The 7,821-nt window shown below is 58.6% G+C and carries 6 protein-coding genes; 3 read left to right on the forward strand and 3 right to left on the reverse strand.

Annotated elements, in window-relative coordinates:
- The 3 genes from ACNA0J_RS18320 to arsH are packed head-to-tail and all read left to right on the forward strand — an operon-like array spanning nt 1 to nt 2,356.
- A complete protein-coding gene (locus tag ACNA0J_RS18320; protein WP_415820284.1) occupies nt 1–1,188 on the forward strand; it encodes an MFS transporter in 1,188 nt (395 codons plus the stop codon).
- A gap of 30 nt (nt 1,189–1,218) precedes the next feature.
- Nucleotides 1,219–1,641: an arsenate reductase (glutaredoxin) gene (gene arsC, locus ACNA0J_RS18325; RefSeq protein ID WP_415820285.1), complete on the forward strand. Its 423-nt coding sequence runs from the start codon at nt 1,219–1,221 to the stop codon at nt 1,639–1,641.
- Nucleotides 1,634–2,356, forward strand: a complete 723-nt coding sequence (gene arsH / locus ACNA0J_RS18330) for an arsenical resistance protein ArsH (RefSeq protein WP_415820286.1) — start codon at nt 1,634–1,636, stop codon at nt 2,354–2,356. Before arsC ends, arsH begins: the two co-directional genes overlap by 8 nt.
- Before the next feature lie 74 nt (nt 2,357–2,430).
- On the opposite strand, the gene ACNA0J_RS18335 is transcribed toward arsH, so the two are convergent.
- From ACNA0J_RS18335 to ACNA0J_RS18345, 3 genes are all read right to left on the reverse strand, one after another.
- The gene (locus tag ACNA0J_RS18335; protein ID WP_415820287.1) at nt 2,431–3,135 is read right to left on the reverse strand and encodes a hypothetical protein; all 705 of its coding nucleotides are present in this window, start codon (nt 3,133–3,135) and stop codon (nt 2,431–2,433) included.
- Nucleotides 3,132–7,538 carry a beta-ketoacyl synthase N-terminal-like domain-containing protein gene (locus ACNA0J_RS18340; RefSeq protein WP_415820288.1) on the reverse strand — a complete coding sequence of 1,469 codons (4,407 nt, stop codon included), beginning with the start codon at nt 7,536–7,538 and terminating at the stop codon, nt 3,132–3,134. The genes ACNA0J_RS18335 and ACNA0J_RS18340 overlap by 4 nt, the downstream gene beginning before the upstream one ends.
- A gap of 60 nt (nt 7,539–7,598) precedes the next feature.
- Nucleotides 7,599–7,821: hypothetical protein (locus tag ACNA0J_RS18345; protein ID WP_415820289.1), on the reverse strand; the 223-nt coding region annotated here is incomplete at its 5' end.

Consider the following 7,821-nt stretch of genomic DNA (forward strand, 5'->3'; position numbering starts at 1 on the left):
ATGCCAGGCGCCCCTGCTCGCGTAGTCGGCACATTGGGAACCACCCAGACGCTGGCCTGGGCATCGTCCTATTACTTGCCGGCGATGCTGGCGGACCCAATGGCTCGCGATCTGGGCGTATCCGCGCCGACGGTTTACGCAGCCATCTCGATCGCCATGGTCGCATCGGCGTTGGCAGGCCCATGGGCAGGACAAGCGATCGACCATCGCGGTGGTCGTATCGTCCTGGTCGGCACCAGTTTGCTGTTTGCCCTCGGGTTGGGGATGCTCGGCGCCGCCCAGGACCTCTGGATGATGGTGACTGCCTGGCTCGTCATTGGTGTGGCAATGGGTTCCGGGCTTTACGAAGCCGCCTTCTCCAGCCTGGTGAGACTCTATGGTCATCATGCGCGCGGCGCCATTACGGGAATCACCTTGATCGCCGGATTCGCCAGCACTGTTGGATGGCCGCTTTCCGCCTGGATGGAAACCGTATTCGGTTGGCGCGGTGCGTGCTTTGGCTGGGCAGTCATGCATCTGTTGATCGGCTTACCGCTGAACGCCGGGTTGCCCAAAGTGCCAGCGGTCACGAAAATGGAAAGCCTGAATGCCGCCAACGCGGAACACGGCGGCGCATCCCCAGCGCCCGAATCGGAACATCGCCAGTACGCCATTGCCCTCCTAGCATTTGTGTTCGCGGCAACATGGTTCATCAGCACAGCGATGGCGACACACCTGCCGAGGATACTGGAAGCGACAGGAACCACGCTCTCCACAGCCGTAGCGGTGGGCGCACTCATCGGTCCGGCACAGGTAGCTGGCCGATTGTTTGAATTCGGCCTTCTGCGACAAGTTCATCCATTGCTGTCAGCGCGGCTGGCCGCTGTCGCGCATCCAGCCGGTGTCGCAGTGCTGCTGACCGTCGGTCCAGCGATGGCTCCGGTGTTTGCCATCCTGCATGGGGCGGGTAACGGCATATTGACCATCGCGAAGGGCACTTTGCCACTGGCGCTATTCGGCCCGATGGGCTATGGGGCACGCCAAGGCTGGCTCATGATGCCGGCGAGAGTCGCTCAAGCGCTGGCCCCGTTTGCCTTCGGTGTGGCGTTGGATGCCTGGGGAGCCAACGCGCTATGGCTATCCGGAGGCATCGGCCTCGCTGCCTGTGTGGCGCTACTCCTGCTGCATGCACGGCCTGTGGCGCATTGAAATCTAATATTGCTTCAACAGAGGTATCTCATGAGTTCCATCACGATCTATCACAACCCTGCCTGCGGGACATCGCGTAATGTCCTTGGTTTGATCCGCAACAGCGGCGAAGAGCCGACGATTATCGAATATCTGCAAACTCCACCTGATGCCGAAATGCTGAAGGCGTTGATTTCCGCTATGGGTATGCACGTGCGTGATGTGCTCCGGCAGAAGGGCACGCCGTACGACGAACTAGGGTTGTCGGATCCGAAATGGACGGCGCAGCAACTGATCGACTTCATGCTCCAATATCCGATCCTGATCAATCGCCCTATCGTGGTTACCCCCCTCGGTACTCGCCTGTGCCGCCCGTCGGAGGCAGTCTTGGATATCTTGCCGCAACCACAGCGCGGCGCATTCAACAAGGAAGACGGCGAGCCGGTGATCGACGCGGAGGGCCATCGTGTCTGATCTGCTCGGCGACCTGTCCAACATTGACGCCACGCTATTGCATACACCGAGTCCCGCGGAACTGTTTGCACCCAAGCGGGCAACCCATGCGCCACGCTTCTTGCTGCTGTATGGATCGTTGCGGGAACGTTCGTATAGCCGTCTGGTCGCTGAAGAAGCGGCGCGACTACTCCAGGCGCTAGGAGGAGAAACCCGCTTGTTCAATCCCTCCGGTCTGCCGTTAGTCGATGACGCCAGCGACAAGCACCCAAAGGTTCGCGAGTTGCACGAACTGGTGCAATGGGCGGAAGGCATGGTCTGGAGCTCGCCTGAACGTCACGGCGCCATGACGGGTCTGATGAAGACGCAGATCGATTGGATTCCGCTGTCGGTAGGCGCTGTGCGCCCGACTCAGGGCAAGACGCTGGCCGTCATGCAAGTATCGGGCGGGTCGCAGTCGTTTAACGCCGTGAATCAAATGCGGATGCTGGGCCGCTGGATGCGGATGCTGACCATACCCAATCAGTCATCGGTGGCCAAGGCATACCAGGAGTTCGACGATGCGGGTCGCATGAAGCCCTCGCCCTACTATGATCGCATTGTCGATGTCGTCGAAGAGTTGATGAAGTTCACCTTGCTCACGCGCGATGTCACACCGTATTTGGTGGACCGCTATAGTGAGCGCAAGGAAACGGCAGCCGCCCTTTCGGCTCGGATGCAGCAACAATCCATTTGAGGTAAAGCTGATACCAAATGCGCCACACGACCAGCGGCAATGCGGGATGCCGCGCATTCTGGCACCGGCATCATTCAACCTACGGGAGACCCCTGGCAATCAAGAACCCCCAGCGACACAATGATACCGTTGGACTCGAAGACTCGAACCAAAATACATGTATTGGTATACGCGCACCTTATCTTGAATCCACGATTTGTCCTGGTGGCAACAAGACGCTCGAATCCTACATAGCATTGAGCGCGAGGCGATATCAACTTAATTGCCGCCTCTTTCGCCCCGAACAGGAGAGCCGCAGACCTCGGATCGCTAGTAATCTCCGACGGTTCACCAGCTGCCCTAACTAGGTGGGAAACCTCCCAATATCGCGCCAAATCGGAAGTGTCTATCAGATCAATCGATAGGGCCGAGGTGGAGGCCTTGATGGGGTGAACGATGGCTGCTGCGAACGGGTCATCATGGCTGATCGACCCGCCGTACCCTGTCGGCCATATCGGTTCTCCGAAATTTCCCTTCGGTATCGCTTGATCAGGCACACTCATTTGCCCCAACGCCCGCCTGGCGGCGGATCGTCCCGCGGCAAACTCCGCCCTCCGCTTCCAGGCAGCGTTCCTGACAACTGACATTTCCTCAGGAAACAGGCCCTCGTCTCGATCAATGAGTTCAACGGCGCAAGCGACAGGCTGACAGGTCAGCTGCAAGAGCTCGCGCCTCAAGTCGGCCTCGAGTCCCAGAGCACAAGACATTGAGCCATGCACGACCGAACGTGAAAGACTCATGGAATTGCAAACGGATAGGCGGGTAGCGCGATTCTGCGGGCACCCTGGGCAGAGCACTCATTCCATGGCACATCGCCGCCGTCGACCCACCATGACGCCAAGTTTAATAAATCACTTTCATCGGCATGATTCCAAACCGGACACTGCGGACCTGCCCCGCCGGACATTTCTCTGCGTCGTTGCGAGAGGTCGGCGGCACAACCGAAAAATACGTGGTTTGTCGGCGCTTGTTCGGGACGAAGCTTTTGGAAAGGGTCGGCCAGCGTATCAAGCAAATCATCGTAGCCCGTCGCAACGGTGGCCCAACGATAGAACATCGCCTCTCGCCCTATTTGCAGGGTGTAGGCAAGATCATCCATTGAAACTTCCGGATTCCCCTTCAAATATTGGGACAGTTGGTTTAGCTTTACCTCGAGGTCACTCTTGTCGTCGGCCGATAGAACAATTACCTGCGGCCCGGGCCCGCCGGTGGAGGAACGAACATTCCGCTGGGTATCATTCTGCTCGATGTATTCCTCTACAATAGCGCCTGCGTAAAACCCGCCATAACCGAACGAATTTATCATGGCTCGCCTCGGAATTTCGTGCTCCGCCCCATCGACCGTGACCCGCTGACGCGGCCATGGTTGAGTCTCGCTGCATAAGAAGAACGGCGAGGATTCCCGACTCAAGATCGGGCTGAACGCCGCGGAATTCATGAGCGGCGCGAATTTTCCGTTTCTCATCTGCATGATCACTTTCAGCAGTTGGGACATTCCCGACGCCGGCCCGAGATGCCCTATGTTCGGTTTAACAGAGCCGATGGAACAGTAATTCCTGTCAGACGTGAAAGCGTCCAGAACCTTGCTCGTAGCAACATATTCGAGTTCATCGCCGAAAGGCGACCCATTCGCCGAGCATTCAACATGAGTTATGGTCCGAGGCGGTACTTTTGCGCGAAGGACATTGTCAGACATTGCCCTTGACAAGGTCTCTACCGAGCCATCCCCAAACTGCGATGTCGTCGACTTTATTGTCGCGAGAATAGTGTCCTTATCTTTGATCGCCTGAGACAGCGGTTTGAGCACCACAGTGGCAGCTCCCTCGCCGAAAAGCGCGCCGTCTCTTCCTTCCGCGAAACTTCGCCTCTCTATTCCGCTAGCCATATAGTTTGCCTCGCATACCCGGCGATACAGCCCCTCGTCCAGAAGCATTACACCGCTGACAACGGCAACATTGCAATTACCATAGTGAAGATCCAGGCAAGCCATATGGATCGAGGTCGCAGACGAGGCACTGAGTGTGTCTACCGCAATGGTCGGCCCAGTGAAATTGAAGAATTTCGAGATATGACCGACAAGGGCACTTGAGCTGCCGGACGACATTGGCTGCGCCGCAGCATCGGAGCCTGGCCCTCGCAGCTCCCCTATCATTCCCAGATATAGGCCAGTTCTGGATTGAGTGCTTTTCTTCAAGGCCGATCGCGTATAGCCGGAAGATTCCAAGGCGCTCCAGATAGATTCTACGGCCAGCCGGTACGGTGTGCTGTCTGGCTCATCGCTCCCCAGAACGCCGGATAAAAAAGATTTCGGACTTCGGCCATCGAATTCAATGAAACCTCCCCACTTGCAGTAGCTCATGCCTTTTTTTATGGCTTCTTCTCGATCGGAATTAAAAAAACCATCGAGATTCCAGCGGTTTTCAGGAATCTCTACAATGCAATCTCTATTGTTAATCAGGTTGTCCCAGAACGCATTCACATCCGGTGCCCCTGGGAAGCGCCCGCTCATACCGATCACGGCGATCGGTTCCAATTGCGGTGTCAGTGCAATTGGCTCGTCGGCATCGAGGCGATCCTCTTGTGGAATGCTTACCACCACTTTGCCTATATTCCTGCGGTCCTGCAGCCAGCGGTAGGCGCTTTGGATATCGTTGAAGTTGAACGTCCGGCCTACCGTCGGACTGATCACTCCGTCGGCCAACAGCCTCCCCATCTCGAGCACGGAATTCTGGAGGATGGCGAGTTTACCGTGGCTAAGCTTGTTCACATCGACGCTGTATAGCGCTTGGTTGTCGGTCAGACCCGACAGGTCGATCGACCGCGCGGATTTCAACGCCGTCATCGCAATCTCAATATAGCGACCGCCGGAAGCCAGACAGTTCAGCCCCTTTTGAACGGCATCCCCGGGCAAGGTATTGATCACCACATCCATCCCCTGACCGTCCGTCAGCCGTTCAATGGCCGCCTCGAAGTCCTCTTCCTGATAGTTGATCCGATGCGGCACACCCAGGGATGCCAGATAATCGAGCTTCGCCTCGGACCCAGCCGTCGCATAGATCTCGGCCCCAGCATGTTTAGCCAGTTGCACCGCGATCAAACCGACACCGCCAGTCGCCGTCTGAATCAGGATCCGCTCGCCAGGTTTGAGCTGCGCCTTCTTGAAACATTCGATCATCGTCAGCGCCACGCCAGGCACTGCGCAGGCTGCCTCAAACGACAAACCGGTTGGACAAGCAAACACCCGGGTCTCGGCGCAGGTCAGCGCCGTCGCATGCGCTCCGAATGTCGATCCCGCGAGCGCAATCACCGCGTCGCCAACTGCGACACGCGATACTTTCGACCCAATCGCGACCACCACTCCGCTGGCCTCGAAGCCTGGCGTGAACGGATAGGCGGGCTGGGTCGGATACAAACCTTTCACACATAACAAGTCGCCGAAGTTCAGTGAAAAGGCTCTTACCGCAATCCGTACGTCGTGTGCGCCCAAGGGAGGCAGGCGGTCCTCTCTGATGTGAAGGTCGTCAATCGTGCCGGGCCTCTCCAACCATACGCGCCGATATAGTGGCCCTGTGATCTGCGCGCCTCGCTGCGCAGCGAGCGGCGGCGCGGCAGTAAACTCCCCACGCCGGCGGCGCCCTCGTCCGATCGGGACGGCCTTGATTTTCTCCACCGGTGCCTCGGGCGTGGGCATCGCCGTCGCAACAGATAAGGCCACCGGACTCGAAGGCTCTTGAATGGTCGGGCTGATCGCACTGATATGCGCACCAAGCTCCTCGATCGTGGCGTGATCGAACAACACGGTGGTGGGCAGCATCAACCCAAGCTGCATATTGATCGCATTGATCAGCGCCACGCCGGTTACCGAATCAATACCGTATGTCGAGAACGGTTGATCGTCCTGCAGGTCTGCCTCGCTCACCTTGAGAGTTTGAGCAATGCTCGTGCGGATTGCGTTCCGTGCCTGCGCCGAGTCTCGTCGGGGTGCTATCTCGGCTGATACACGCATTGGTGCTGGCGTCGACGCCTTGGATTCGTGCGAAGGCATCAATACACGAGGCTCTTCCTGCAGCGTTTTCGTCTCGCTTTGGACCTGTACCAAGCCGTCGCTCGTGGCCACGATGACCTGTTGGCCCAACTCATGGGCGGCCTGCGCTGGCGCTTCGATCGCGCCAAAGCCCTCCGCCGTCAGCACTTCGCGCCAACCTTGCAGACTCAAGGCCGGCGTCCCGGGAATCCGCACCTCCTCGTCCTCGGCCAGCCACCAACCTTCCAACAACCCAAAGCTCAGATGCAAGAACAGACTCGCCGCACTCAACTCGTTGAGCAGCAGCAGACCATTGCCTTTGAGCAGCGTCTTGACGTGCCGCAAGGTGCTCCGCATATCCCGCGTCGCGTGCAGCACGTTGGCCGCCACCGCCACATCAAAATGACCCAACGCAAACCCCTGGGCCACGGGCGTATGCTCGATGTCCAGACGCTTGGTCTGCAGATACGGCGCTTGTGCGGCGTAGTGCTCGCGAGCGTGCAGCAGAAACGCCGGCGATACGTCCGTGTAGCAATACTCCTCGATGTGCTCAGCGTAAGCTGCCAGTTGCGTGAACAACCCCGCACTGGTCCCCCCGGTGCCTGCCCCAATCTCCACGATCCTCAGCTTCGCCCTCGGGTCGTGACTCACGCGGGCACGGACATACGCATCCAGCCGTTCTCCCAACACACCATTGAAGTAGTCCGCCACCGGATGATCTCGGTAGACACCTTCTACCAGACCCAGCTGCCCTTGCGGAAACAACACGTCGGTCGCCGCCCGCTCTCCCCGCAGAATCGCTGGCAGCGCCGGCAGGACGACATCGAGCAATCGCAACTGCGCCGCCACCACCGCGTCGTCGCGGGCCTGTTCTCGATAGGTCTGCCACTGCGACCATGACGTCTCCCAATCCCACTGCGCCGAATCCTGGATCACGCCCTGCTCCCGCAGCATCCGCAGACCCGCCTCGTGCCAGCGCGCATAGCGCGGCGCCAACCCCGCGGCTGCCGAAAGCCAACCCTGCTGCGCCAATAGCGCGTACAACAGTCGACTTAGGTGCTGCTCAAGACCGTACTCCTGTACAGCAACTTCAGGTTCGTCTTGTACCAGTACTGACATGGTTTTCGGTTCCTCATTCGGCAGCCCAATGACTGCGAGATTTTCTGCAGAAGAAGTGAGTTATGCCGCGCGGGCGTCAAGTCTGCGGCGCGCACTGAGCAAGGCTTCCGGCACGGCAGTCACCAACGGTGCCTGCAGCGCTACCCTGGGCGCATCTGATGCCGTCGTGATTGTGACCTTCTCACTAATGCCCAGGCTGCGAGCCGCCGAGGCTTGCGTCGTCTTCACAAACACCACTTGATCCACCGGTCCCGCCAACAACCGATCCAATGCCGCCATCGCC

It is taken from the genome of Bordetella tumbae, from assembly GCF_965139195.1.
GTDB classification, from domain to species: Bacteria; Pseudomonadota; Gammaproteobacteria; order Burkholderiales; family Burkholderiaceae_B; genus Bordetella_A; species Bordetella_A tumbae.